At 36.8% G+C, this 23,723-nt stretch carries 27 protein-coding genes; 5 read left to right on the plus strand and 22 right to left on the minus strand.

Annotated elements, in window-relative coordinates:
- Positions 1-77: 77 nt before the first annotated feature.
- From HFC68_RS01695 to HFC68_RS01705, 3 genes are all read left to right on the plus strand, one after another.
- A complete protein-coding gene (locus tag HFC68_RS01695) occupies positions 78-1,052 on the plus strand; it encodes a DUF4236 domain-containing protein (RefSeq protein WP_167399602.1) in 975 nt (324 codons plus the stop codon).
- An 88-nt stretch (positions 1,053-1,140) separates the two neighbouring features.
- Positions 1,141-1,443, plus strand: coding sequence for a hypothetical protein (locus HFC68_RS01700; RefSeq protein WP_029257881.1), 303 nt, complete (start codon positions 1,141-1,143; stop codon positions 1,441-1,443).
- Between the two features lie 96 nt (positions 1,444-1,539).
- Positions 1,540-2,712, plus strand: coding sequence for a site-specific integrase (locus HFC68_RS01705; RefSeq protein WP_167399603.1), 1,173 nt, complete (start codon positions 1,540-1,542; stop codon positions 2,710-2,712).
- Positions 2,713-2,850: 138 nt separating this feature from the next.
- Here HFC68_RS01705 and fabI read toward each other — a convergent pair whose 3' ends face one another.
- Genes fabI through fabZ form a run of 12 tightly spaced genes read right to left on the minus strand, consistent with a single transcriptional unit; the run spans position 2,851 to position 12,064 of the window.
- The gene (fabI, locus tag HFC68_RS01710; RefSeq protein WP_002833593.1) at positions 2,851-3,609 is read right to left on the minus strand and encodes an enoyl-ACP reductase FabI; all 759 of its coding nucleotides are present in this window, start codon (positions 3,607-3,609) and stop codon (positions 2,851-2,853) included.
- Between the two features lie 16 nt (positions 3,610-3,625).
- Positions 3,626-4,393 carry a carboxyltransferase subunit alpha gene (gene accA / locus HFC68_RS01715; RefSeq protein ID WP_002833592.1) on the minus strand — a complete coding sequence of 256 codons (768 nt, stop codon included), beginning with the start codon at positions 4,391-4,393 and terminating at the stop codon, positions 3,626-3,628.
- Positions 4,394-4,405: 12 nt separating this feature from the next.
- Entirely contained in the window at positions 4,406-5,236 is an 831-nt protein-coding gene (locus tag HFC68_RS01720) for an acetyl-CoA carboxylase carboxyltransferase subunit beta (protein ID WP_002833591.1), read from the minus strand.
- Entirely contained in the window at positions 5,226-6,593 is a 1,368-nt protein-coding gene (locus tag HFC68_RS01725) for an acetyl/propionyl/methylcrotonyl-CoA carboxylase subunit alpha (RefSeq protein WP_011673309.1), read from the minus strand. The genes HFC68_RS01720 and HFC68_RS01725 overlap by 11 nt, the downstream gene beginning before the upstream one ends.
- Positions 6,594-6,610: 17 nt before the next feature.
- Positions 6,611-7,024, minus strand: a complete 414-nt coding sequence (locus HFC68_RS01730) for a 3-hydroxyacyl-ACP dehydratase FabZ family protein (RefSeq protein ID WP_011673308.1) — start codon at positions 7,022-7,024, stop codon at positions 6,611-6,613.
- On the minus strand, positions 7,024-7,461 hold the full coding sequence (locus HFC68_RS01735) for a biotin/lipoyl-containing protein (RefSeq protein ID WP_041527000.1): 438 nt from the start codon (positions 7,459-7,461) through the stop codon (positions 7,024-7,026). The genes HFC68_RS01730 and HFC68_RS01735 overlap by 1 nt, the downstream gene beginning before the upstream one ends.
- A gap of 5 nt (positions 7,462-7,466) precedes the next feature.
- Entirely contained in the window at positions 7,467-8,693 is a 1,227-nt protein-coding gene (gene fabF, locus HFC68_RS01740; RefSeq protein WP_011673306.1) for a beta-ketoacyl-ACP synthase II, read from the minus strand.
- A gap of 18 nt (positions 8,694-8,711) precedes the next feature.
- Positions 8,712-9,440, minus strand: coding sequence for a 3-oxoacyl-ACP reductase FabG (fabG, locus tag HFC68_RS01745; protein ID WP_011673305.1), 729 nt, complete (start codon positions 9,438-9,440; stop codon positions 8,712-8,714).
- Entirely contained in the window at positions 9,441-10,373 is a 933-nt protein-coding gene (locus HFC68_RS01750; protein WP_167399604.1) for an ACP S-malonyltransferase, read from the minus strand.
- 17 nt (positions 10,374-10,390) lie between these two features.
- Positions 10,391-10,630, minus strand: coding sequence for an acyl carrier protein (gene acpP, locus HFC68_RS01755; RefSeq protein ID WP_002833584.1), 240 nt, complete (start codon positions 10,628-10,630; stop codon positions 10,391-10,393).
- A 38-nt stretch (positions 10,631-10,668) separates the two neighbouring features.
- The gene (locus HFC68_RS01760) at positions 10,669-11,628 is read right to left on the minus strand and encodes a beta-ketoacyl-ACP synthase III (RefSeq protein WP_011673303.1); all 960 of its coding nucleotides are present in this window, start codon (positions 11,626-11,628) and stop codon (positions 10,669-10,671) included.
- 13 nt (positions 11,629-11,641) lie between these two features.
- Positions 11,642-12,064, minus strand: coding sequence for a 3-hydroxyacyl-ACP dehydratase FabZ (gene fabZ, locus HFC68_RS01765; protein WP_002833582.1), 423 nt, complete (start codon positions 12,062-12,064; stop codon positions 11,642-11,644).
- Between the two features lie 440 nt (positions 12,065-12,504).
- Between fabZ and HFC68_RS01770 the strand changes: the two genes are divergently transcribed.
- Both HFC68_RS01770 and HFC68_RS01775 read left to right on the plus strand, forming a co-directional pair.
- Positions 12,505-12,837: a DsrE family protein gene (locus tag HFC68_RS01770; protein WP_011673301.1), complete on the plus strand. Its 333-nt coding sequence runs from the start codon at positions 12,505-12,507 to the stop codon at positions 12,835-12,837.
- Positions 12,838-12,877: 40 nt separating this feature from the next.
- On the plus strand, positions 12,878-13,201 hold the full coding sequence (locus HFC68_RS01775; RefSeq protein WP_002833580.1) for a heavy metal-binding domain-containing protein: 324 nt from the start codon (positions 12,878-12,880) through the stop codon (positions 13,199-13,201).
- A 420-nt stretch (positions 13,202-13,621) separates the two neighbouring features.
- Here the strand turns inward: HFC68_RS01775 and rplS are convergent, their stop codons facing one another.
- From rplS to acpP (HFC68_RS01825), 10 genes are all read right to left on the minus strand, one after another.
- Complete coding sequence (rplS, locus tag HFC68_RS01780; RefSeq protein WP_002833579.1) at positions 13,622-13,981, minus strand: 50S ribosomal protein L19; 360 nt, start codon at positions 13,979-13,981, stop codon at positions 13,622-13,624.
- A gap of 142 nt (positions 13,982-14,123) precedes the next feature.
- Entirely contained in the window at positions 14,124-14,861 is a 738-nt protein-coding gene (trmD, locus tag HFC68_RS01785; protein ID WP_011673299.1) for a tRNA (guanosine(37)-N1)-methyltransferase TrmD, read from the minus strand.
- On the minus strand, positions 14,861-15,376 hold the full coding sequence (rimM, locus tag HFC68_RS01790) for a ribosome maturation factor RimM (RefSeq protein ID WP_011673298.1): 516 nt from the start codon (positions 15,374-15,376) through the stop codon (positions 14,861-14,863). Before rimM ends, trmD begins: the two co-directional genes overlap by 1 nt.
- A gap of 74 nt (positions 15,377-15,450) precedes the next feature.
- A complete protein-coding gene (gene rpsP / locus HFC68_RS01795; RefSeq protein ID WP_011673297.1) occupies positions 15,451-15,723 on the minus strand; it encodes a 30S ribosomal protein S16 in 273 nt (90 codons plus the stop codon).
- A gap of 358 nt (positions 15,724-16,081) precedes the next feature.
- Entirely contained in the window at positions 16,082-17,512 is a 1,431-nt protein-coding gene (gene ffh / locus HFC68_RS01800; protein ID WP_002833575.1) for a signal recognition particle protein, read from the minus strand.
- Positions 17,513-17,529: 17 nt separating this feature from the next.
- The gene (locus HFC68_RS01805; protein ID WP_002833574.1) at positions 17,530-17,871 is read right to left on the minus strand and encodes a putative DNA-binding protein; all 342 of its coding nucleotides are present in this window, start codon (positions 17,869-17,871) and stop codon (positions 17,530-17,532) included.
- A gap of 5 nt (positions 17,872-17,876) precedes the next feature.
- Complete coding sequence (gene ftsY, locus HFC68_RS01810; protein ID WP_011673296.1) at positions 17,877-19,097, minus strand: signal recognition particle-docking protein FtsY; 1,221 nt, start codon at positions 19,095-19,097, stop codon at positions 17,877-17,879.
- Between the two features lie 17 nt (positions 19,098-19,114).
- Entirely contained in the window at positions 19,115-22,645 is a 3,531-nt protein-coding gene (gene smc, locus HFC68_RS01815; RefSeq protein ID WP_167399605.1) for a chromosome segregation protein SMC, read from the minus strand.
- A 9-nt stretch (positions 22,646-22,654) separates the two neighbouring features.
- A complete protein-coding gene (gene rnc, locus HFC68_RS01820) occupies positions 22,655-23,353 on the minus strand; it encodes a ribonuclease III (RefSeq protein ID WP_002833571.1) in 699 nt (232 codons plus the stop codon).
- 96 nt (positions 23,354-23,449) lie between these two features.
- Positions 23,450-23,692: an acyl carrier protein gene (gene acpP / locus HFC68_RS01825; RefSeq protein ID WP_002833570.1), complete on the minus strand. Its 243-nt coding sequence runs from the start codon at positions 23,690-23,692 to the stop codon at positions 23,450-23,452.
- Positions 23,693-23,723: the final 31 nt, after the last annotated feature.

Below are 23,723 nucleotides of genomic sequence, written 5' to 3' on the forward strand. Positions count from 1 at the left end.
TTCCGTTGGTGGGAATGAATTTCAAAGTCCAAAAACTGAAGACTTAAAAAGCTGTACATATTTTAGGAGGAGTTACGTTGGGTTGGAGATACAGAAAAAGTTTAAATTTGGGCAAGTATTTCAGAATGAATTTTAGTAAATCGGGGATTGGTTGGAGTACTGGTTTTAAAGGATTTAGATATACAAAAAAGGCTAATGGTGGTACACGTACTACTAATACAATTTCTGGAACAGGTATTTCATATGTCAAGGATTACCCTGATAAAACTAAAAGTAAAAGTAGCATTAAACCAGATATTAATAATATGTCGCCGAATAAAAAGAAACCTTATAAAAATTGGTTAATTGTATTCGCTATTATTTTAACAATTATTTTAATCTTTAAACTTAACTTATTTAAATTGTTGGGCTCTATCGGTTTAATCTACGTTCTATATATTGCAAGTTATAAATATATTTTAAAAAGAAAACCTCCCTATGCACTACCCGCAAATAAAACCAAATTTTTGCGTACACGTTGGATTGCTATATTAACACTTATTTTATTTTTCTTTGGTGCTGCAGTAAATTCACCTAGTTCAGCTTCTGGTCAAGACACACAGCAAAATGGTGCAACGCTTACAGATAATAATAAGCATTCTAATTCAGCGAAAAGTATTGCTAAATCAGAATCTATTGCATCTTCAAAATCAGAAAGCGAAAGTATTAAGAAAGCTGAAGAAGCAAAAAAAGCATCAGAATCTGTAGCCAAAAAAGCTAGTTCAGAATCGGCACAACGTGTTGCTGAATCAAATTCAATTGCAGAAAGTAAAGCAGTAGCCGCCAAGGCAGCTTCAGAAAGTGCTCGACGAGCAAGCGAATCGGCTGCACAAGCTGTATCTACGCAAAAAAGCACTGCTACCAACAATGCCGCTGCATCTACCAATAATACTACTGGTATCCGCTGGGCTGTTGAAGATGGCTATACTTGGGCAACACGAAAAGGACATTCTCGTAGATTAAGCCCAGGCGAACCTCTTCCGTCTGGCTATCATTATCAAACAGGTAATTAAATATTTTCTTTCTTCCCCCACTCCGGTGACTTGATACAGTTCAACTCTGTATGTGGGAATTAACTAAATAATATTGGAGGTACCAGTTATGGATAAAGAAGAATTACTAGAATATCTCGAGACAAACTCAGGTGTTAAAGATAAATTTATGGAAAAAGCTCTAGATTACCAGAATGAAAAAAATCAGAAGCGCCCTTTTGCTAAGCGCTGGAACGAAACTAAAGTTGAACGAGCTGCTGATAAAATGTTTAGTACCGTCTTAGATAACATATTCGATAAACTTAAATCAGCAATCAAAAGTTCTGATGATAAAAAGTGGAATATGTTTATTGAAGAAAACAATGTTTTAGAAGACCTAGAAGATTCAATGAGTGAAATTACGTTTGAATAATTTTAAATCTGCCAAATGGCTTATTTTTTTGAACTCAAAAAGAACATATGTTTGTATTTTTGAATTAAATATACACAAAGAAAGGAATTTTTAGATATGCCAAAATGGGAGCCCCTTAAAAATAAACCAAATATTTACCGGTATAAAAACAACGGTGACAAAAAATATAAATATGGCGTCCGTCGTACTTACCAACTCGTTGGACAAAAACGTAAAGAGTTCACGAGAAGTGGTTTAAAGTCCGCTTCTGACGCTAAGATAGTATTAGATAAATTCAATGCTGATTTGTATGCCGATAAAATCAAGCCTAAAAATCAAGCTAATATGACCATTGGACAATGTTACGAAGAAATGAAAGAGCTTAAGTTTAAATCTGGGAAATGGCGAAAAACAACAGTTCACGTTTCTAATCTTTATTTTAAAAAATATATTAAAAATGTTTTTTCTGATACCAAGATATCAAAAATGAATCGGGCTGATTATCAAGCGTTCATTAACTCACTTGCTGACCGTGGGCTTTCAAAAGCTTATATTGAAGATATTAACGGATTGTATCAATCTATCATGAATTATGCAGAATATAATGATTACATCGTTAAAAACAAGATTCAGCACATTGACTTGCCAGATGGGAAAGCACCAAAAAGTATGACTCTTGAAAAAGAAGATTATGAAAAGTGGTTCAAGACGGCAAAAAAAGTCTTGAATCCTTATTACTATTCAGTTGTTCGCTTGCTGGCCCTCGGTGAACGCCGTGGTGAGTTGTTAGGATTACGTTATGAATCTTTTGAAAAGCTATCTAATGAGGATACGGTTCGCTATAAAATACTGTTTGACCGTGCTCGTAACCCTATTGCTAAAAATGGATCAGATTTAAAAACAACATCTTCTTATCGCTATATCATTGCTAACCAAGATATGAACGAAGATATTGAAAATGTATTGTTTCTTTCTAAGAAAATACGTCTGAGTCAAAAGCAAACAATAAAACCAGATGACTATGTGGTTGTTTCAATAGGTACTGGTTTACCAATGGCACCTGTTTACATTAATAAGTTATTTTCCAAAGTATCCGAAGCATGCAATATTAGAATTCACCCTCACATGCTCCGTCATTATTTCGCCACGGTTGCTTTGCAAAACAACATCAACAACATTTCGGTAATGAAATGGCTTGGTCATGCTAAACCAGAAATGACTGATAAATATTTCAGATCAAACGAAAGCTCCATATTAGCGGTTTCTGATGAGATTCACGGTAAATTTTAATAATCCCACAAATCCCACGCAAAATCCCACACAAATACGTGAGATTACGAGACGATACCATGACCACATCAAACAAAAAAACGAGGCAAGCCCTATTTTAATAAGGTATTGTCTCGTTTTATTTTGCATGATTATAAATCAAATTAAATGTACGCCTTTATCAACGTAAATAACATCACCGGTTACACCAGTTGCCATATCACTAACAAGGAATGCAGCGACATTTCCAACTTCACTAGTACTTACATTTTCACCATCGACTGTACGGCTTTGAGATTCTTTAAGCAAGTCACGATGATGCTTGATACCTGTAACAGCAAGTGTCTTAATTGCACCAGCTGAAATAGCATTAACTCGAATATGACGGTCACCTAAATCACTTGCCAAGTAGCGTACGCTGGATTCAAGTGAAGCTTTAGCAATTCCCATCATGTTGTAGTTAGGAATTGCACGAGTTGAGCCGAAGTATGTAAGCGTCACAATACTACCCTTTTCGTTCATGATTTCCGCACCATAGCGTGAAACAGCAATCAATGAGTAAGCACTAACATCTTGAGCTAGATTGTAACCTTCTTTTTTGGTATTTAAAACTCCACCTTCAAGAGTTTCCTTGTCAGCAAAGGCAATCGCATGAATAATACCATCAACCTTACCAAATTTATCTTCAATTTGTTTAAAGGCCTTTTCAATATTGGCATCTTCTGAAACATCACATTCAACCAATGCGATTGAATCGTCCACAATTTTATTTAAACTTTTTTTAATCCGGTCATTTTGGTAAGTTAATACAACTTTTGCGCCTTGATCCATGATTGCTTTTGTACAACCCCAAGCAATACTGTTCTTATTCGCTACACCCATAATGACAATGGTTTTTCCACTAAGAATTCCTTCCAACTGCATAACCCCTCTTCTAGAATTTACTAAATCGTTCATGTCGTCGCTGCACGAGTTCATCAGCTGAAAATTGACTTAAACGATTTACTTCTGTAACTAACATTTGTTTTAAATTTTGTGTACTAGTTTGATCAACAACTTCTGGAACAATTTTATCGATAATTCCATCTTCAAGTAAATGTTCTGGAGTTAATTTTAAAGCCTCAGAAGCTTCAATAACACGTTTAGAATCCTTCCAAACGATTGAAGCATAACCTTCAGGTGATAAAACTGAATAGATACTATTTTCCATCATCCAAACTGTATCACCGGTAGCCAGAGCCAATGCACCTCCGCTACCACCTTCACCAACAATAATACTGATATAAGGGACACGAAGTTCCATCCCCACTATTAAACTGTTAGCAATTGCTGAACCTTGACCATGATACTCAGCATCCATTCCTGGATAAGCCCCTGGTGTGTTAACAAATGTAATTACTGGTCGTTTAAATTTTTCAGCTTGTTGCATCAGACGTACTGCTTTTCGATACCCTTCAGGTTCAACAGTTCCAAAATGACGTTCAATATTTTCAGCGGTATTTTTACCTTTTTGGGTACCAATTACGGTTACTGGTGTACCGTTCAATAGAGCGATTCCACCAATCACAGCAGGATCGTCACTTAATTGACGGTCTCCATGGAATTCCGTAAAATTCGAGAAAATATTATTTATCAAATCAGCAGTTGCAACTTTATCCTTACTGCGAGCAGCAGTCACTGTTTCATATGCTGTTTTTGCCATTTTTATCCCTACTTACTTATCTGAATGTAAATTTAAAAGATTATTCAAATATTCTTTTAAATTTGGTCGTTCAACAATATCATCTAAGAATCCATTTTTAAGTAACGTTTCGGCTTGTTGAAAATCCTTAGGTGGCTTCTGATTAATCGTTTGTTCAATCACTCGGCGACCGGCAAAACCAATTAATGTTTTTGGTTCTGAAATAATAATATCAGCTTGCATGGCATAACTAGCTGTAACTCCACCTGTAGTAGGATCGGTTATAACTGCAATGTATAATAAGCCTTCCGCACTATGACGAGCAACTTCATCAGAAACTCTGGCCATTTGCATTAATGAATGAATTCCATCTTGCATTCGCGCACCACCTGAAGCAGTAAACATAATAACTGGTAGATGTTGCCGAGTCGCTTCCTGGAACATTCGTGCAATTTTACTCCCCGTCACTTGACCTAAACTACCCATGATAAAGCGTGAATCCATCACTCCAATAGCAAATTCATTGTTACCAATTTTAGCTTTTCCTGTGAGGACACTTTCATTAACGTGAGTCGTTTTAATCCCTGTAGCCAGTTTCTTTTTGTACTTTTCATCGTCTATATTAGTAGGATCAGTAGCCATTGCTTTGTCCCATTCTTCAAACTCATCACAAAGTAATTTGATTCGTTTACGAGAACCTAGCCGTGCACCATACCCACAATTAGGACACACTTCATAAACCCCTGCGCGACGGTAATAAAACTTTTCGTGACAATTAGAACATTCGCGCCACAAACCTTCTGGAATTTTCTTCAATCGCTTAACAATTTCATCTTGAGTAGGAAGTGAGAATTTATTTTGCATTACTTAACCACTCTTTCAAAAAGACATTTTCAATATATTTAGTCGTAAACAATCCTTGTTCAAATCCCTTATCAACTAGTAAAGCCTCTAAGAATGCCTTATTTGAAGTTACACCTTCGATTTCAAATTCATCTAAAACACGACGCATTTTTCTAGTCGCTTGAACCCGATTTGGCATTTTAACAATTATTTTTGAAATCATTGAATCGTAAAATGGTGGGATCATGCTACCATATGTAATTCCCGAATCAATGCGTACACCCATTGTTCCATCTGGGAAAAATAGATGCTTAATGGTCCCCGCCGATGGCATAAAACCATTGCTTGGGTCTTCGGCATTAATTCGACATTCAATTGCATGGCCTAAAATTTCAACGTCTGCTTGGCTGAAATCAAGTTTCAATCCTTCAGCAATCTTAATTTGTTCTTTGATTAATTCAATTCCCGTTACCTCTTCAGTAACTGTATGCTCAACTTGAAGTCGAGTATTCATTTCCATGAAATAAAAATTATGATTTTCATCCATCAAAAACTCAATTGTACCAGTATTATAATAATTGATGGCCTTTGCAGCCCGAACTACAATATCACCTAAACTTTCGCGTTCAGAATGTGAAATAGTGGCGCATGGTGTTTCTTCAATTACTTTCTGGTTATTTCGTTGCAGCGAACAATCACGTTCAGGTAAAAATACATAATGACCAAACTGATCTGCAATAACTTGCATTTCAATATGTTTAGCATTTTCAATGATTTTTTCAATGTATAAATCAGAATTACCAAAAGAAGTTTCAGCTTCCCGCTTCGCTTCTTGATAAGCCTTTTTAAGGTCTTCTGGTGAATTAATTCGACGAATCCCTTTTCCGCCACCACCATCAGCAGCTTTAAGCATAATTGGATAACCAATTTGCTTAGCCACCACCATGGCATTCTCTAAATCGCGAACCATGCCGTTGCTTCCCGGAATAACCGGAACATTCGCACTAATCATCGTTTCACGCGCCCGAGACTTATTTCCCATCAAGTCAATGGTTTTATAGTGCGGTCCAATAAATACCAGATTACTTTCTTTACATAATCGAGCGAATTCCGCATTTTCGGATAAAAATCCGTAACCTGGATGGATCGCATCACAGCCAGTTAAGACGGCAGCACTGATAATATTAAACATGTTTAAATATGAATCAGCAGGTTGAGGCCCTCCAATGCAGACGGCTTCATCCGCTAATTTAACGAATAAACTATTCTCATCAGCTGTAGAATAGACACTAACTGCAGCGATATCCATTTCGTGTAAGGCGCGGATAATTTGGACCGCGATTTCACCACGATTAGCAACTAAAACCTTTTGAAACATAGATAGCCTCCCTGTTCCTAGCCCACAATGAAAGTTAAATCAGCTTCACAGATCAGTTCGTTATTTTCATTAACAATAACCCCATGACCAGTACCGATTTGTCTTTTCATTTTGGTTAATTCAACCGTTAAAGTAAGTCGATTGCCAGGAACAACTCTATTTGAAAATTCAGCTTGTTTAATTCCGCCAAAGAAAGCATTTTTTCCCACAAATGCTTCGTTTGATAAAAGTGCACAAGCTCCCGTTTGTGCTAAAGCCTCGACTAAGAGTGGCTCAGGCATGCAGAGCTCGTTGCCATTATTAAAAAACCATTCATTGATGGTAACTTTCTTTTCAGCGACCGCCTTTTTTCCTGCTTCAAGATCAACTAATTGATCAATCATTTGAAAAGGAGGACGTTGAGGAATAATATCTTGAACATTAATTTCCATTAATTATCTCCAACTTTACGAACACGAGCAATTGGTTGATCGTATTCAACCATCGATCCATTTTCAACTAAGAGTTCTACGACTTCACCATCAACTGGTGAATGAACTTCGTTAAACATCTTCATGGCTTCGATTAAGCCCACAGTATCGCCTTTTGAAATGTGACTGCCAACCTTAATATAAGGATCTTCTCCTTCTGAAGGTGCAAAATAGACCACCCCCACGAACGGAGCCTTAATCTCTTCTAGGTTAGCATCCGCTATTTCAGAAGTTGCTTCAACGTCAGTAGCAACGGCATTAACCGTTGCTACTGGTTGAACTATTTGAGTAGTTTCTTTTTTTACTTTAATGCTAAAATCACCTTCCGTCATTTCGAATGACGTGAATGATGATTTATCTAATTTGGTTAATAACTTTTCTAAATCTATTTCAGTCAACATTTTCACCTCTTGAATGCTAATACAGCGTTATGTCCACCAAAACCAAATGAATTACTCAAGGCATAGTTAACAGAAGCCTTACGGTTATCTTCTGTAACTAATGGAATGTTAACTTCAGGGTCTTTAGTTTCTAAACCTACGTTAACCGGCATAATACCATTTTGAAGTGCTGCAATAGTTGCAACAGCTTCAATTGCTCCAGCCGCACCAAGCAAATGACCAGTCATTGACTTAGTACTACTTACCTTATAATGGTCGTTTTCAGTAAAGATGCTTTCGATAGCTTTTGATTCTGCACTATCGTTAGCATGCGTACTGGTACCATGAGCATTGATATAATCAATATCATTGGCTTTAATGCCACCTTCGTCCATTGCCATTTGCATTGCACGAATGGCACCGCGACCTTCAGGATCTGGTTGGGTCATATGGAAAGCATCACTTGTCATACCGTAACCAACGATTTCAGCTAAAATATTAGCACCACGTGCTTTAGCATGGTCGTAGTCTTCAAGGATTAAAGTAGCTGCTCCTTCACCCATTACAAAACCATTGCGATCCTTATCAAATGGAATTGAGGCACGTAAACGATCTTCTGATGCAGTTAATGCAGTTAATGAAGCGAAACCAGCGATTCCAATTTCATTAATTGATGATTCTGAACCACCTGTAATCATAACATCTGCGTAACCATTTTTGATATGGTGGAATGCATTTCCAATTGCATTATTTGCGCTAGCACAAGCAGTAACGATTGCTTGACTGGTATTTTTTGCATTGAAATACATTGAAATGTTCCCAGCTGCCATGTTAGTAATTGAGTTAGTTACAAATAATGGTGAAACCCGTCTTGGCCCTTTATGATCCATTTTAATGACTTGTTCTTGGATGGTAGTTAATCCACCAATTCCTGAACCATAAATTACACCGACTTGGTAAGGATCTAACTCGCCTTCTTTAAAATCAGCTTGTTCCATTGCTTCAACGGCAGAATACAGAGCATATTGAGAAAATGCATCCATCCGTTTCGCAATTTTTCTTTCAATTCTAACAGTTGGATCAAAGTCCTTAACCTCACCGGCAACCGTGATACCTGTTAGTTCGGCATCAAAATGTGTAATTTTATCGATTCCAACTTTTGAACTATTTAGTCCTTGAATGAAGGATTCTCGATCATTTCCAAGAGGAGTCAAAGCTCCCATGCCTGTTACTACTACTCGTCTACCCATTTTTTCCTCCTCAAAAACCTAAAGGGTCATTCCACCGTCAACGGTAAGTACTTGACCAGTTATATAATCATTTTCAAGTAAAAAGGCTACTGTTGAAGAAATTTCTTCTGGTTGACCGAAACGGTGCATTGGAATCATTTCTTCTGTTTTTTCACGAACCTTTTCACTTAATTTTCCAGTCATGGCTGTTTCAATCATCCCTGGAGCCACAGCATTACATCTAATATTTCTCAAAAGACCTTCACGAGCTGTAGTTTTTGTTAAACCAACAATCCCAGCTTTACTTGCTGAATAGTTAGCTTGTCCAACATTTCCATGAGTTCCCGAAATACTTGAAATATTGACAATGTTACCTGAACGTTGTTTTTGCATAATTTTCATGGCATATTTTGTCATTGAAAATGTACCAACTAAGTTAGTTGCAATTACGTCATTAAAATCTTCAACTGACATTCGACTTAGTAACTTATCTTTTGTAATTCCAGCATTATTTACAATAATATCTAAGTGACCAAATTCTTCTTTAATGTCGTTTAACAATTCGCCAATCTTTGCATCATCACGAATGTCAAGTTCTTTAAAGTTGATATCAAGTCCTTGAATTTGTTCTTTTACTGCATCATCCGAAATATCATGGCGAGCAGTGATAAAAACCTTTGAACCTTTCTTAGCTAAATCCATTGCGATTGCTAATCCGATTCCTTGAGTTCCACCAGTAACAACTGCCACTGTATCTTTAATAATCACTTAATTAGCCTCCTGCTTTGAAAGATAGTTCCGTAATTTTTGTAGTGTTTCAACATCATAAACATTGAAAATTGGTAAGTCTTTGTTCTTGAGAGTTTTTTTAGCAAATCCACTGAGCGCTTTGCCAGGACCAATTTCTACCAAACAATCGATTGGATCTGCCTCAATTACAGCTAAACAATCCGTGAAATAAGTTGGGTTTACCAACTGGTCTGCAAGGGTTTGTTTAATATTAGCTTTAGTAAATTCAGTCTTGATCGTATTGCTAATTACTGGCACATTCGGTTGAGCTACTGTGACATTTTCCAAACGGGTCTTCAAGTTATCACTAGCCATTTGCATAAATGGTGTGTGTGATGCCACACTCATCTTAATTGGAACAACCCGCTTAACTCCAGCAGCTTTTAATAGTGCACTAAACTTGTTGATTCCAGCGGCATCGCCACCGAAAACCATTTGCTTAGGTGTGTTGTAATTTGCTGGATAAACCTTACCAAACTCTCGGGCAGCATGCATTGCCTCGTTCATCACATCATCACTGGCATTTAAAACTGCTACCATTTGGCCTGGATTTAGTTTCCCTGCTTCAGCCATGTATTTTGAACGATCTTCAAGAACTTTTAAACCTTCATCAATTGAAAAACCATTTGCGGCAATCAAAGCGGAATATTCACCTAAGCTAAGCCCCAAGAACTTCTGCGGTGCAATCTTTTCACTGCTAAGAATTCGTGCAATTCCTAAACTCAAAATAACAATTGATAATTGTAAATTTTCTTCATTATCAATAACATCTTGTTTAGCAAAATTTTGACCTAAAATTTGACTAGCTTCATCAACTAATGCTCGGTAGGCCGGTTCTGTTTGATACAGATCCATTCCCATCCCTTCAAATTGTTGTCCTTGTCCGCTAAATAAATAAGCCGCTTTAACCATCATTTACCCCTTTTTAATTACTTATCGATGTTTTCGCTAACGTAATCAACTAACTTGCCAACAGTATCCATATTTTCGTCTGTATCAATATCGATATCAAATTCATCTTCTAACTTGTCAACAACTTCAAAAATGTCTAAGCTATCAGCGTCCAAGTCTTCTGAAAAACTTGTTTCCATAGTGATCTTGTCTGCGTCTTTTTCCAATTGTTCTGCGATTACTGCTTGTACCTTTGTGAATACTTCTTCTTTAGTCATAATATTATTCCTCCGAGAATATAATTTAATTTATTTTTTTAATATTTGATAACATTTGTTCCGACGGTTAAGCCCCCGCCAAAGCCGCTAAAGACGATAATGTCACCGCGATTAATTTTTCCATCTGCTAACATTTCTGCTAACAAGACGGGTTCACTGGCTGCTGCAGTATTACCAAAGCGATCAATGTTGACTGGAAATTTATCCATTGATAAATCTAGTTTTTTCGCAACGCTTTTAATAATACGTTCATTTGCTTGATGAAGTAAGAAATACTTTACCTCACTAGGATCAATGTTCGCTTCACGAAGAACCGTCAAAATTGATTCCGGAACTCGTTTAGTGGCAAATTCATAAACTTTACGTCCGTTCATTTGGAAGAAATACGATTGTGCTGGGTCATCTAAGGCTGCTACGTTTCCAGCGGTTAAATATTGGCCCATATTCCCATATGTATTCAATTTTTCGTTGATTAAATATGAAGAGTTCGAAGAATCATTTTCAGCCAAAATACCAGCTGCTGCGTCACCGAACAAAACGGCTGTACTACGGTCCGTCCAATCTAGCAACCGGGTTAGTTTTTCCGCACCAATTAAGATCGCTTTCTTAAACTTCCCTCCATGAAGCATGTTATTAACAATGCTCATGCCGTACACAAAACCGCTACATGCGGCACTAATGTCAAAAGCCATTGCATTGGTTGCACCAATGCTTCCTTGTACTATAGCTGCAACAGATGGCGACATATAGTCCGGTGACATCGTTGCCACGACAATTAAATCAATTCCACTTGGATCCGTTTTAGATTTCTCTAAGAGCTGTTTAGCGACTTCTATCGCCATTGAAGAAGTAGTTTCTTCAACGGCTTGATAGCGTTGCTTGATTCCCGTTCTTTTTGAAATCCATTCATCTGACGTATCCAGTATTTTAGTTAAATCATCGTTAGTAACGACTTTTTTAGGAGTAGATAGTGCTGAATCAATTATTCTCAATCCCATTGCAATTCACCGACTATTTATCTTTCTTATCAGTTGCTCCAACAATGAATGTTAGTTCTGCTTGGCAAACTTTTTTATCACCGACCATTGCAAATGTTTCAACAACACCCATGTTTCTCTTTTTCTTGATCATTTCAACATGAAGTTTTAAAACATCACCAGGACGGACGATCTGTCTAAATTTAGCACCATTAATGGCACCTAGATATGCTGTCTTACCTGCAAATTCTTCTGATTTTAGAATTAGAATTGATGCAGCTTGTGCTAGAGATTCAATGATTAAAACTCCAGGCATAACCGGGTTACCAGGAAAATGTCCTTGGAAAAATTCTTCGTTGATTGTGACGTTTTTAGTCGCCACGATTGATTTTCCAGGTTCTAATTCATCAACATAGTCCATGAATAGAATGGGGTAACGATTAGGAATTAGTTCCATAATCTCTGTTGTATTTAAAATACTCAAATTATTATTTCCTCCTAGTAATTAATGATCTGTACTCCAACGTTATTGGAATAATAAAAAGAATAATCGGTATTTAGTCTTTTCGCAATCAAAAAAAATAATAATAGTAAAAAATTTATTTTTATCACTAAGCCTAAAAAGACCTACATATCAACACTTTACAGCTTTTTTACAATATCGAAAACGTTTTCACGAATCATAACCACATTAGTTAACCCCGTGTACTAGAAATCCCTATCTCATGCGGTTTGTGCAGCCTATTAATCATTTTCCCCCTCTACTAAAGCAATTGAATACAAAAACAACGTTTGTGTAACGCGCGTTATCAGTAGCTTAACCAGGATTATTAGCGGTATACTATGATTATCCATTATTCTAATTTTTAATCTTAATCTACTAAGGAGAATAATTTTATGAAAATCATCGTCCATATTGATGAAATGGCAAAGTGGCCAATGGTTTTAAATAATCTAAACCATCTAGCACAAGCTTATCCTGCTCCCAATAATCAGATTGAGCTCTTAGTCAATGGTGATGCTGTGATGGGCGTTAAAGCCAATAGCAAAGAAGCAGAAAAGATCCGTCACGCTCTTACGTCTCAGATAGTGATTGCAGTTTGTCAAAATTCGTTAACCCAGCGGAAAATTACCACGGAGGATTTGCTTAACAATTCCACCATTGTGGCTTCTGGGGTCGTAGAATTAGTTGAGAAGCAAGCCTTGGGATATCATTACCTGAGGCCCTAGTAATTACCTAAATGAATTTTTATCCTAAGGAGAAATCATAATGAAAAACGAAATTTTAGTTACAACTACAGAAAAAATTCCTGGACAGGAATATATTGTTTTAGGAGAAGTCTTTGGGTTAACTACCCAATCTAAAGACATTTTCCGTAATATTGGCGCTGGTTTAAAAAATATTATTGGTGGCGAGATTAAAGACTACACTAAAATGTTGGATGAATCCCGCAATATTGCAGTCGATCGCCTTCGAGAAAATGCGATGAAAATGGGCGCAGATGCAGTCGTGATGATGCGCTTTGATTCTGGATCAATTGGCACAGATATGCAGTCAGTGGCTGCCTATGGTACGGCAGTTAAGTTTAAATAAATTAAAAAAAGGAAGTTTCTCCGTAAATTACGCAGAAACTTCCTTTTTTATTCCAGTGATACTTTTTGATTTTCAAACAAGCTATCATGATCCGTTAGTTTATCAGGATAATCTATACCTAAATATCTAATTGAACTTGCCCGCGAATGTCTTTAGAAGTTAATTCTACCTCTAAAATTTCACTTACCATATTTTTCGACTCATTTTGTTTACCAATACTCAACTCAAAGATAACACTAAGAATGCCACCACCAGAAGAACATTTTTCATAACGTACTCTTCTGCGAAAAACAAAATAATCATTACTCTTTTTACGAGTTATTAAAAATAGTTATATTAATTTTTCTTAGTGTGGCAAACAAAAAAAGATGAATCAAAACCCTCTTGGATTTCAACTCATCTTCTTTAATTATTTGCTCTTTATTTGAAAGCCTTACGACGATCTTCCTTAATACGAGCTGCCTTACCATGTAATGCACGTAGGTAGTAAAGTTTAGCACGACGTACACGACCATGACGGATAACTTCGATTTTAGCAACACGTGGTGAATGTAGTGGGAATGTACGTTCCACACCAACACCGTTACTGATCTTACGAACAGTGTATGTAGCACTAATACCGCTACCATGGCGTTTGATAACTACACCTTCGAACAATTGGATACGTTCGTGGTCACCTTCAACAACCTTAGCATGTACTCTAACAGTATCTCCTGCACGGAATTCAGGGATATCACTACGTAGTTGGTCCTTTGTAATCTTATCAATTAATAGATTCATTTAAAAATCTTCCCTTCGCCAATCTTCATTAACTCACCCGGAGCCAGCGGAACATTGTTATTGTTGGTTTTCAAACCAATTAATATCCTAACATATTCTATTATTAAGTGCAAAATTATTTTGGACTTAGCCTATAACGATTTTATAAATCGGGCGTTTGAAGTTCTCGTAAGATTTGTTTATCTTCCGGTGTTAACTGAGCTGTTTCTAACAGATCGGGGCGCCTTGCAAGTGTCTTTTTTAAAGACTCTGTCCGTCGCCATTCATCGATTTTTCCATGATTTCCGCTCAACAAAATTGATGGAACCTTCAGCCCTCGAAAATCTTCAGGTCGCGTATATTGTGGAAATTCAAGTAGACCCGTTGAAAATGAATCATCGACTGCAGAGTCTTTATTTCCCAATATGTCAGGTAATAAACGTACTGTAGCATCAATCATGGTTAACGCAGCTAACTCACCACCAGTAATTACAAAGTCTCCCAAGGATACTTCATCATCGACAAGTGTTTTAATCCGCTCATCATAGCCTTCGTAATGTCCACAAATAAATGTTAGATGTTCTTCTTTAGCAAAATCTTCAGCCATCGTTTGGTTAAATTGCTTGCCGCCAGGATCAACTAAAATAACCCGCCCGGTGGATTGGTTATTTTGGCTCTTAACATGCTCCATTGCATCAAAAATAGGTTGAGGTGTTAGCAGCATCCCTGCTCCGCCTCCATATGGATAATCATCGACATTTCCATGTTTATTAGTGGAATATTGTCGAAAATCAGTGACGTCAACATTTAACTTACCGGCTTCAATCGCTTTACCAACAATGGATTCATGCAATGGAACTTCTACCATTTTAGGAAATAAGGTTAAAACATCAATTTTCATTAATCTAACCCCTCTGGAACACTAACTTGAACTGCTCCTTGCTCCAAATCAACATTTAAAATCACATCTTTTAAATATGGAAGCAACAAATCGTTTTGATTGGGCCGTTTAACTACCCAAACATCATTAGGACCATACGATAGAACTTCTTTGATGGTTCCAATTTTTTGGTCATTCTCAATAACATCTAATCCGATAATTTGATGAAGATAAAATTCTCCTTCTTCAAGATCTTGGAGTTGATCTTCTTCAACTTTCAAAATCATCCCTTTAAACTTTTCAACATCGTTAATGGAATTCATTCCTTCAAGAGTAACGATAAATGAGCCCTTATATTCTTTAGCGTTTTTAACCGTTACAGTTTGAACAGGAACTTCGTCTTTTTCAGTCTTAAAAATTTGTAGTTCAGCACCAGATTTAAAGCGCTCTTCTGGGAAATCGGTATATGAGATAACTTTTAGTTCACCGCGTAAACCGCGGGTATTGACAATTTTTGCTACATTAAAGTAATTCATCTTTTATCCTCCGATACAAAAAGAAGGCCGTAATAAAACTAATGTTTTATCGACGCCCTTCGTTCAGGTATGACCTATTTTGTATACTTAGCTTCGTGATACTTCTTCATAATTCCTGCTTTAGAGAAAATATTTTTAACTGTATCAGAAGGTTGTGCACCATTGTTTAACCAGTTTAAGATTTCTTCTTCTTCAAGTTTAACTGAAGCTGGTTCTGTTAATGGATTGTATGTTCCTACTTGGGCAATAAAACGACCATCACGTGGTGAACGTGAGTCAGCGACTACGACACGGTAGAAAGGACGCTTCTTTGAACCCATACGTTTCAAACGGATCTTTACAGACATAATGACACCTCCAACTATTTAATCACGAGTAATAATATACCAGTAAATCGAATAGATGTAAAGTGTTTTTCCTTAACAGATCGAAAAAACTCCCATTTAATTAAATTTAACGTTTTTTATTAGACTTAAATGACCGCTCGTTATCTTCTTGTATCGCTAAAGCATCCTCGCCGGCACATAAAGACCGTTCTGGATACTCACGTAAATAATGTCCTATACCAATCATTTCTGTTTTTGATTCATTTATTTTGGGCATTAATTTTTCTGGGGTACTATTTCCATATTTTTAGTAGAAATCCTAGTACCTTTTATTAGAAAACAAAAAGAGGTTTAGTTGTATAACCAAACCTCTTAATTTTTAGCGTCGTTTATTTTTCTTCATCCGCTTCTTTTTGTTTTTCTTATTTTTCTTAATCATGGAATTCATTGCCATCTTCGACAACTTACCCTTAATTCCATTTCCTAACATACCTTCCATGCCGTTAAAGTTTCCTTTTGACATTTGGTTCATCATTTTCTTCATTTGATTAAATTGTTTAATCATCCGATTGACTTCAACCACAGGACGCCCGGATCCAGCCGCAATCCGACGACGGCGACTAGGATTTAGAAGATCTGGATTTTCACGCTCAGCTTTGGTCATGGAATATACAATCGCCTTGGTGTGCTCAAGATCCTTAGGGTCCACATTCACATTTTGCATAGCTGGGTTATTAGCCATACCTGGAATCATTTTCATGATATCCTCAATTGGTCCCATATTTTGAACTTGATTCAATTGATCCACGAAATCGTTAAAGTCGAATGTGTTTTCGCGAATCTTTTGAGTCATTTCAGCTGCTTGCTTTTGGTCGAAATCTTTTTGAGTTTTTTCGATCAAAGTTAACATGTCACCCATACCTAAAATACGGGAAGCCATTCGATCAGGATGGAAAACATCCAAATCTTCCATCTTTTCGCCTTGACCAACAAATTTAATTGGTTTACCAGTGACTGAGCGAATTGACAACGCAGCACCACCACGGGTATCGCCATCTAACTTAGTTAGAATTACCCCAGTAATATCTAATTTTTCATTAAATCCTTCCGCAGTATTAACGGCGTTTTGACCAGTCATTGCATCAACAACCAGGAGAATTTCATCCGGATGAGCTAACGCTTTAATATCAGCCAATTCCTGCATTAATTTTTCGTCAATTTGTAGACGACCAGCTGTATCAATAAAGACATAATCGTTTTTATTTTCAGCAGCTTGTTCCAAACCATGACGCACAATATCAACGGGGTTAACATCTGTGCCTTCTTGGTAAACCGGAACGTCTATTTGTTGCCCGACTTGAACCAACTGATCAATTGCCGCTGGACGATAAACATCGGCCGCAATCAAAAGTGGACGAGCTTTTTGTTCATTTTTAAGTTTTAATGCTAATTTACCAGTGGTAGTTGTTTTACCAGCCCCTTGTAAACCAGACATCATAATAATTGTTGGAATTTTGGGAGATTTATTTAATGGTGCATCTTCTGTCCCCATCATCTTGATTAATTCATCATTAACCAACTTCACAATTTGCTGAGCAGGATTTAATCCATCTAAAATATCTGAGCCAATTGCTTGGTCTCGGACGGTTTTAACAAATTGTTTAACTACTTTAAAGTTAACATCGGCTTCTAGCAACGCTAAGCGAATTTCACGCATTGTATCGCGTAAATCAGCCTCAGTAACTTTACCCTTTTTTCTTAAATTAGTGAAAGTTTTTTGTAATCGTTCAGTTAGACCCTCAAAAGCCATTTAAAGCCCCTCCGTCTTTATTCTTCTTCACTTTTTTCGAGATCATCTAAAAAGTGTTTTAATTCAGTATCTTCCGGATATTTTTGATTAATATAAGCACGAATTTGATCAAATTTTGCATTGCGCACTTCAAAATTACTTAACAAATGAAGTTGCTGTTCGTACTTTTCTAAAATATTTACCGTCCTTTTAATATTATCATACACGGCTTGCCGACTGACCTGAAATTCTTCGGAGATTTCCCCTAATGAATAATCGTCCGCATAATACAGTGTTATATACTCCTTTTGTTTTGGAGTCAATAACTGTTCATAAAATTCCAACAAGCTATTAATGCGATTATTTTTTTCGATTTCCATTGGCGTTAATCTTCCATTAGACCCTTAAAGAGTCCACTTACGTATTGTTCTGGATTAAATGGACTAAGATCGTCCACCGTCTCTCCTAAACCAACGTATTTAACTGCTAAATGTAATTGATTTCTAATTGCTAACACAATTCCACCTTTAGCCGTTCCATCTAACTTAGTTAAAATAATCCCTGTAACATTCGTAGTTTCTAAAAATGCCTTAGCCTGTGTTAAGGCATTTTGTCCCGTAGTTGAATCCAAAACTAACAACGTTTCTTGCGGAGCGTCTGGAATTTCACGACTAATTACGCGCTTGATTTTATCCAACTCATTCATCAAATTAACCTTGTTTTGAAGACGACCAGCTGTATCAACTAGTAATAAATCGTAATTTTCTTCTTTAGCTTTTTTAACAGCTTCGAAAGCTACTGAAGCAGGATCTGATTGCTCTTTACCAGCCACCACATCGACTCCATCGCGTTTGCCCCATTCTTGCAACTGTTGGATTGCTCCTGCCCGGAATGTATCACAGGCTGCAAGCAAGACTTTACGTCCACGTCCTTTAAAGCGGGCGGCCATTTTTCCAATACTAGTTGTCTTCCCAACGCCATTGACACCTACAAAGAGGAATACGGTTGGACCCTCCTTACTAAAGACCAAATGATTATCTTCTGCACTACCATTTCTAGTATACAGAGCCACTAAGCGACGAACTATTAATTGAGAAATTTGGTCAGGATCTGAAACATGTTCAAATTCGATTTCATCCCGAACTTCCTCACTGATTTCAAGTGCTGTATCAAATCCGACATCAGCTTCGATTAATGTTTCTTCCAAATCATCATAAAAATCTTCATCTACTCCAGAAAAATTCGTAAATAAGGCTGATAATTTTTGTCCAAATGATTTCCTTGAACGTTCCAAACCGCGGTCATAGCGTTCTGCTTCATCCAACCCATTATCTGGAGCTGAACTAGTCTGTGTTTCAGTTTTAACTTCAGACGTCGAAGCTCCTTCTGTTGAAGAAGTGGGCTCCTCAATTTGATTTGTTTCTACTGCTTGGACTGGCTTTTCAACAGCAGCCTGTGACGCAATTGTACTTTGACTCTCTGAATGAGTCTCACTTGAAGAATCCTTATTCACTGTTGTACTAATCGATTCAGATTGAACCTGTGAAGCTGGTTCTTGTTCAACCTTTTGTTCTTTTTTCTTTTTTCTACCAAAAAACCATGCCATTATTACACCTGCTTTCTTTATTCCGCCTCATCCATTGAAACAGATACCATTTTTGAAACTCCTGATTCCTGCATTGTAACACCATACAAAACGTCGGCTTCCATCATCGTACCTTTACGATGTGTAATTACAATAAATTGGGTTGTACCTTGAAAATTCTTAAGATACTTAGCAAAACGTTCTACATTCGCATCATCAAACGCTGCTTCAACTTCATCTAAAATACAAAACGGAACAGGTTTAACTTGTAAAATTGCAAACAACAACGTAATTGCTGTCAACGATTTCTCCCCACCTGAAAGTAAACTAAGTCGTTGTAATTTCTTCCCCGGTGGCTGAGCCTTAATTTCAATACCAGTTGTCAAGAGGTTATCCGGATCGGTTAACTCTAATTCGGCTTTACCTCCTCCAAACATTTTAACAAAAACTGAGCTAAATTCTTCTGCAACTTGATCAAAAGTTTGTTTAAATCTTTGTCCAGCCTCTTGATCAATTTCAGCAATAGACTGTTCAAGTTGAGCTTTAGAATCTGCCAGATCATTCTTTTGATCTCTTAAGAAATTATAACGGGTTGAAACCCGATCATATTCCTCAATTGCTCCGAGATTGACCGTACCCAATTCGTTTAAACCTCTACGAAGCAGCTTCAACTCTCGTTCTAAAGATTCATCCTCAATATTTTGAATAATCACATTTTGCACACTTTCAAAAGTCTGTTCATATTCTTGAGTTAACTTATCAATGGCCATTTCAATTCTACTTTGAACTAATGTGAGTGAACCTTCGATTTCCTTTAATTGCGATTCAGCTTGATGTAATTGTCGCTGAGTAATCTCATAATCGGCAATAATGCGATCTTGCTGAACTTGATTTTGTTCAAAATTATTTTGCAGTTGCGCTGATAATTGGTTCTGTTCAGCTAATTGATTCCTAATATCATCAATATCTAAGTGTTTTAGATCATTTTCTGGAATTAGTTCCTCATCCAATTGCTGAATTTTAATTTTAATTTCATCATTTCGTTCTAACACATCGTTAATTGTAGTCTGTAATGTATTCACTTCGTGTTGATGTTGTGAAGTTTGTTCCTTAAGTCTAGCCAATTCAATTCGAAGTTCTGAAATCCGATTTTGACGTTCATCAACATCGTCATCTAAAAGGGCAAGTTCATCTTGTTTAGCCGTTGTATTTTCTTTAATTTGTTGTACTTCTTGTTGTAAGTTCGCAATTTGAGCAGGCAAATCATTTTGTTGATTTTCATTATCGTCAATCTGTGATAGCTCAAAACGTGTTGCCTTAAGTCGCCGTTGTAATTCCGTTAGTCGATCATTTTCTAAGCTAACTTGATTACTTAATTCTGAGCTCTTTTGTTCAGCTTGATGTTGTTCTTCAAGTGCTTGCTTTAACTCAGATTGAATTGCTTGTCCTTGTTCTAGAATTTTTTGAACTTCTGTTTCTTTAGAAGCTAGCTTGGTTTTCATCGCAGTTACTTGTACTTGTAACTTTTTAAGTTCTTGGTCTTGCTGGAGCACCCCCGTTCGGTTGCCTTTAGTAGCTCCACCAGTCATCGTTCCTCCAATTCCAATTACATCACCAGCCAGCGTAATAATTCGATTATGGCGGCTAATCTGCTTAGAAATTATTAAAGCGTTTTGCAACGTATCCACAATTAGAGTTGTTCCTAATAAATATTGGCTAATAACTTGATTATCATCTTTTACTTTGACTAAATCAGCTGCAACACCAACAAAACCTGGCATTTTTTTTACCTTTTGTAAAGTGTCTTCTCTAATGGAACGCTGACTAAGAGCATTCTTAGGTAAGAAGGTTACTCGGCCTAAACGATTTTTTTTCAAATATTCAATAATCGACTTAGCTGTTTGATCCGTGTCTACTACCACATTTTGAACTTGGTTACCAAGCGCCGTTTCGATAGCTACCGTATATTCAGCTGGAACGTTCATTACTTCTGAAACAGGGCCTACGATTCCTCTAAATTGTGCTTTTTGCTGAAGAACTGCTCGAACACCTTGATAAAACCCAGTATATTCGTTTTTCAAATTTAAAAGAGCTTCTAATTTGCTTTCCGCCCGATGAGCAACGTTGGAACCATCTAACCACTGCTGCCGTTCCTTTTCATATTGGGCTTGAAGTCGATCCCGTTGCTTAGTCAGTTTAGTAATTCGCTCTTGTTGAACATTATTTGCATCTTTTAAAGTAAGTAGTTGATGCTCCAAATTTTCACATTCGGTTTTTCGTTGCTTAATTTGTTCATTCAACGTATCCATCGTAAGTTGGATTTTTTGTCTTTGTTGTTGATCGCGTTCACGATCTTGTTGATTAAAATTATATTGGTTTTTTAATGAAGTCAATGCCTGTAATTGATCAACATATTCTGCCCGCAAATCTTCAATTTCACGCTTTAAAGCTTCTTTTTGTTGTTCAAGGTGGTCACTTTCTAACACTTTCAAAGATTGCTTAGTGTTAGTTAACTTCTGTTGCACAGCTGCTAGTTGGCCTTGGGCAGCTTCTAAAGACGCTTTTTTTTCGACAAGTTGTTTTTTTAATACTTGTTGCTCGCTTACTAAACGTTCTTTTTCTTGATCTACATATTTTTGCCGTTCCACCCGTAAATCATGTTCGCCTTCTAATTGTTGCTCTAGTCGATTTAATTTGACCAATTTAATTTGCAACTGATCTTTTTGATGATTTTGTTCACTTATTACTTTTTTAATTTTTTCTCGTTGGTCAGCTAAAGCTTCCGATTTTATCCGTAATTGGGCGAGCTGTTCTTTTTGTTCTTGACGCTGGACAGCTAATTGCTTTTGAGCTTCAGAATTACTGTTAATGGTTCGAACCAATTTCGTCTGATCTAAAATGTCAAAGCGACGCTTTTGTTGTACATAATCTTTAGCGACGGCTGCCTGTTCCTCTAAAGGTTGAACTTGTTTTTCCAGCTCGACAATTAAATCATTAACCCGTTCTAGATAACCACTAGTTTTTTCTAGTTCATTTTCAGCACGTTTTTTATCCTGTTTATACTCTAAAACTCCCGCCGCCTCTTCAATAATTGCTCGACGATCTTCGGGCTTACTATTGAAGATTGATTCAACACGCCCTTGAGAAATAACGGAGAAAGATTCACGACCTAACCCTGTATCAATAAATAAATTCAAAATATCTTTTAACCGGCATTCTTGGCGATTCAATTCATATTGACTTTCTCCATTTCGAAAAAGTCGACGGCTAATCATTACTTCATCAAATTTAGAATCTAGAAAGTGATCCGAATTGTCAAATATAATTGTTACGGATGCTCTTGAAAGGGGTTTGCGTTTTTCGGTACCTGAAAAAATGACGTCAGGCATCTTGCCACCACGTAAACTTTTAGCAGAGGTTTCCCCCATCACCCATCGAATAGCTTCGATAATATTACTTTTCCCCGAACCGTTTGGACCAACAATTCCAGTAATACCATCTTTAAATTCAATCTTGGTATTATCAGCAAATGATTTAAACCCACTGATTTCAATCGTGCGTAGTTTCATTTAAAATACCTATTTAGGCCTACGTAAAAGTTGTAGCGCCTGATTAGCCGCATTTTGTTCAGCAACCTTTTTGGAATGTCCGGTTCCAGTTGCTAGTTTTTTATGATCAGCCGTAACACTAACCGTAAAGATTAAATCATTTTCAGGTCCTTCTTCAGAAACTAATTCATAATCAATTTCAACGTCTCCATTTTTTTGAAGTAATTCTTGAAGTTCTGATTTATGGTCGATAATGTGATCAAATTTGCCTTCGTCTAATTTAGGGAAAATGACGATTCGTACAAAACGCTCGACAGCTGCCCGACCTTGATCGAGGTAAAGAGCACCAATAAACGATTCAAAAATATCACAAAGAAGTGATGAGCGCTGGCGAGCGCCGGATTTTTCTTCTCCTTTACCTAAACGAATATATTGGTCAAAATGACATTCTTTGGCAAAATCACTAAAACTAGCTTCACAAACCATTGCAGCTCGTAAACGGGTTAGTTTTCCTTGTGGCATTTCAGGATAACGCTTAAACAAATATTCAGAGACAATTAGTTGTAAAACAGCGTCTCCTAAAAATTCGATTCTTTCGTAAAATTTTAATTCTTGATGTGGATGTTCATTAACATAAGAAGCTTGCGTAAAAGCTTCATCTAACAACGCATGGTTATTAAAATGAATATCAAACGTCTGACTTAAGTCATCTTCTAAGGCTTTTATCATGAATATCTTCCTTTCCAAATCTATTAATTTATTTAGCACATAAGAATAACTCGGTGACCAATTAGATTAATCACCGAGTTCTCTTAGTATATGAAATTAAGCCTGATGTTCACTAATATAATCAACTGCATCCCCAACAGTAACTAGGTTCTCAGCAGCTTCATCAGTAATTTCAGCTCCAAAAGTATCTTCTAACTCTAACACGAACTCAACAATATCAATTGAGTCAGCATTTAAATCTTCTTTAAAGTTTAGTGTATTGGTAATTTGTTCGGTTTTTAATTCAAACCGATCTGCTAAAATTTCAGCAATTTTATTAAAAATTTCTTCTTTTGACAATTTTCAGACTCCTCTACTTATTGAATCTCTT

Origin of the sequence: Pediococcus sp. EKM201D (assembly GCF_011800215.1) — a bacterium.
Lineage (GTDB): Bacteria > Bacillota > Bacilli > Lactobacillales > Lactobacillaceae > Pediococcus > Pediococcus pentosaceus.

Bases quoted from the DNA above. Each gene is read 5' to 3' on its own strand.
- HFC68_RS01700 (WP_029257881.1), top strand. From the start codon at position 1,141: ATGGATAAAGAAGAATTACTAGAATATCTCGAGACAAACTCAGGTGTT.
- rpsP (WP_011673297.1), bottom strand. From the start codon at position 15,723: ATGTCTGTAAAGATCCGTTTGAAACGTATGGGTTCAAAGAAGCGTCCT.
- HFC68_RS01725 (WP_011673309.1), bottom strand. From the start codon at position 6,593: ATGTTTCAAAAGGTTTTAGTTGCTAATCGTGGTGAAATCGCGGTCCAA.
- HFC68_RS01705 (WP_167399603.1), top strand. From the start codon at position 1,540: ATGCCAAAATGGGAGCCCCTTAAAAATAAACCAAATATTTACCGGTAT.
- rimM (WP_011673298.1), bottom strand. From the start codon at position 15,376: ATGAATTACTTTAATGTAGCAAAAATTGTCAATACCCGCGGTTTACGC.
- fabZ (WP_002833582.1), bottom strand. From the start codon at position 12,064: ATGGAACTAATTCCTAATCGTTACCCCATTCTATTCATGGACTATGTT.
- fabF (WP_011673306.1), bottom strand. From the start codon at position 8,693: ATGGGTAGACGAGTAGTAGTAACAGGCATGGGAGCTTTGACTCCTCTT.
- HFC68_RS01775 (WP_002833580.1), top strand. From the start codon at position 12,878: ATGAAAAACGAAATTTTAGTTACAACTACAGAAAAAATTCCTGGACAG.
- HFC68_RS01805 (WP_002833574.1), bottom strand. From the start codon at position 17,871: ATGGAAATCGAAAAAAATAATCGCATTAATAGCTTGTTGGAATTTTAT.
- ffh (WP_002833575.1), bottom strand. From the start codon at position 17,512: ATGGCTTTTGAGGGTCTAACTGAACGATTACAAAAAACTTTCACTAAT.
- trmD (WP_011673299.1), bottom strand. From the start codon at position 14,861: ATGAAAATTGATGTTTTAACCTTATTTCCTAAAATGGTAGAAGTTCCA.
- HFC68_RS01730 (WP_011673308.1), bottom strand. From the start codon at position 7,024: ATGGAAATTAATGTTCAAGATATTATTCCTCAACGTCCTCCTTTTCAA.
- rplS (WP_002833579.1), bottom strand. From the start codon at position 13,981: ATGAATCTATTAATTGATAAGATTACAAAGGACCAACTACGTAGTGAT.
- ftsY (WP_011673296.1), bottom strand. From the start codon at position 19,097: ATGGCATGGTTTTTTGGTAGAAAAAAGAAAAAAGAACAAAAGGTTGAA.
- acpP (WP_002833584.1), bottom strand. From the start codon at position 10,630: ATGACTAAAGAAGAAGTATTCACAAAGGTACAAGCAGTAATCGCAGAA.
- HFC68_RS01760 (WP_011673303.1), bottom strand. From the start codon at position 11,628: ATGGGATTGAGAATAATTGATTCAGCACTATCTACTCCTAAAAAAGTC.
- HFC68_RS01720 (WP_002833591.1), bottom strand. From the start codon at position 5,236: ATGCAAAATAAATTCTCACTTCCTACTCAAGATGAAATTGTTAAGCGA.
- HFC68_RS01770 (WP_011673301.1), top strand. From the start codon at position 12,505: ATGAAAATCATCGTCCATATTGATGAAATGGCAAAGTGGCCAATGGTT.
- HFC68_RS01750 (WP_167399604.1), bottom strand. From the start codon at position 10,373: ATGGTTAAAGCGGCTTATTTATTTAGCGGACAAGGACAACAATTTGAA.
- smc (WP_167399605.1), bottom strand. From the start codon at position 22,645: ATGAAACTACGCACGATTGAAATCAGTGGGTTTAAATCATTTGCTGAT.
- accA (WP_002833592.1), bottom strand. From the start codon at position 4,393: ATGGCAAAAACAGCATATGAAACAGTGACTGCTGCTCGCAGTAAGGAT.
- rnc (WP_002833571.1), bottom strand. From the start codon at position 23,353: ATGATAAAAGCCTTAGAAGATGACTTAAGTCAGACGTTTGATATTCAT.